The organism is Bacillus sp. 05T21 (genome assembly GCF_056396785.1).
Genome location: NZ_JBFTMD010000075.1, coordinates 1 through 1,923, shown reverse-complemented (window position 1 = coordinate 1,923; position 1,923 = coordinate 1). Strand labels below are relative to the sequence as shown.

General features: G+C 33.4%; 2 protein-coding genes and 1 pseudogene. 2 read left to right on the top strand and 1 reads right to left on the bottom strand.

Features of this window, described 5'->3' with window-relative positions; genetic code table 11:
• Positions 1-128: 128 nt before the first annotated feature.
• A pseudogene (locus AC1DKZ_RS32685) lies at positions 129-376 on the top strand (DDE-type integrase/transposase/recombinase); the annotation flags it as partial.
• A 157-nt stretch (positions 377-533) separates the two neighbouring features.
• On the opposite strand, the gene AC1DKZ_RS32680 reads toward AC1DKZ_RS32685, so the two are convergent.
• On the bottom strand, positions 534-782 hold the full coding sequence (locus AC1DKZ_RS32680; RefSeq protein ID WP_377867405.1) for a hypothetical protein: 249 nt from the start codon (positions 780-782) through the stop codon (positions 534-536).
• A gap of 443 nt (positions 783-1,225) precedes the next feature.
• Here AC1DKZ_RS32680 and AC1DKZ_RS32675 point away from each other — a divergent pair, with 443 nt between their 5' ends.
• Entirely contained in the window at positions 1,226-1,654 is a 429-nt protein-coding gene (locus AC1DKZ_RS32675) for a hypothetical protein (RefSeq protein WP_476997959.1), read from the top strand.
• Positions 1,655-1,923 lie beyond the last annotated feature (269 nt).

Genomic DNA, 1,923 nt, shown 5'->3' with positions numbered 1-1,923 from the left:
CCCCCTAGTAAAAAAAAGAATCATATTAGGGGTATTTAGTATGCGTTATACGTGGATACATGTGTGATATAGATTTTTGGTACTCAATCCCTCAAAAATCTATAAATACAGGTTGACTAATCGTAAGAAAAAGCATACCTGATGGTATGCAACTTAGACAACAAAAGTACTTGAATAACATAGTAGAACAAGATCATCGCTTTATAAAGTAGCGAATCCATTCTATGCTAGGGTTCAAATATTTTGACACAGCTACATCCATTCTTTCTGGAGTAGAAGCCATGCATATGATTAAAAAGAACAGCTTGATTTACGGGACCAGTCTGTCCAAAATCAGAAAGAATTCATCCATCAATTGTTTGGACTTGCAGCATAAGATACGATTCCGTTAGGAATATATGCGCGTTATTCTCTTTTATTTTATTTTTACACCAGAACCGAAAAATTAGCTTAATGGAAAGTCGAACAAAATAGTTATTTGAAACTATTCACGAAAAAAGAGCACTAAAGAAAGTGCTCTTAGAAAATACATTTTATATTCTGTTTTGAGCTACGATCTTAATATTCTCTGGTGGAATGATAGCTTGAATTTTTTCTTTTAAATCTACTTGGACCATTTCTTCAAGATTTTCAAGTGAAACTTCAAAGTTTATGCATTCCGCAGTTGCGATGTTTAATAAAGAATAATTTTCATTCTTTTTAACAACAAGATATTGTGATTGATCTGTTAGTAATATGCATCCTTGTTGAATTCCTAATTTACGATTATCTTCAAAAGTCATAAATAAATCTCCTAACATTTTTCTGATAGGAATTATACTACATAAAAACGTTAGTGTCTAGTCGGTTTTATGTAAGAATTAAAGTCAAACAAAATAGTTATTTGGTAAGTATATGTTAAAAAAAGAGCGCCTTGTAAAGGCACTCTTTGCAAAGTGCTTTGTCTACTGGTGTGATCTTTGAAAAGCGATGAAAGCTGTTATCCCACTTATGAAACTAGGCAGTAGGCTCAAAAAAAAGAAACTCCATCGGCCAGTTACTAGAGTGACAGTTAAGAAAAAGAGTGGTATTAAAATAATAATTATTAAAGATATTCTTTGATATGGATTCATATAAAAACGCCCCTTTATAGAAATATAGTAGTGTATTTATATTTACCATTCAGTAGCTTTGAAAGTTCATTATTTATAACAAAAATTTCATTTTGTAGAAAAGGAGAATGGAATTGAACAGTACAGATGAACAAGTGCATGAGTTGCCTAAATGGGACGAGTGTTGTCAGTCGTGCGGAAAGAAACGAGCTACTAAGCTATTTGACTATGTAACGGGTACGATCTTGACTAGTATAGATTTCCAAAGGCGGATAACGACTTGCGATTGTAAGTTATGTGATGATTGTGCAAAAGAAATGGGAGATAAGTATGATTTTTGCCCAAAACACGTTGAAGAAGCGAAGAGGAAATTAGAACAGTGGAAAAGAGGTATGGATATGAAAACATATGAGGATCTAGTAGACAAATGTGAGGTAATCCTTAATAGAGGATGGATGCTTCAAGCGGTTTATAGTTTTATGGAGGTACATTCTGGTTGGGGGCCTGACAGTATTACTTTTGCGATAGATGAAGCAATTAAAAGAGCAGCTAGCAAAAGCTAACTGCTCGGTTCTCCAAGGGGGAACAAGGAGAAAATTTAATGTCATCTACAGTATTGACGGAATATTGAGTTTTAATCAAGGGAGATTATATTTTACAAATTAGATTATGATAGCCGATATTCGGTTCTGGTGCAAAAACTTAAGGACAATTGCAATGAATCTATAAATCTTGGACATACTGTTACTATTACTTTAGAAAGGGTGCGTGATTGGTATGGAAAGGGAAAATGTATTCAAATGGAGGCATTATCAGCCTGATATTATTTTGT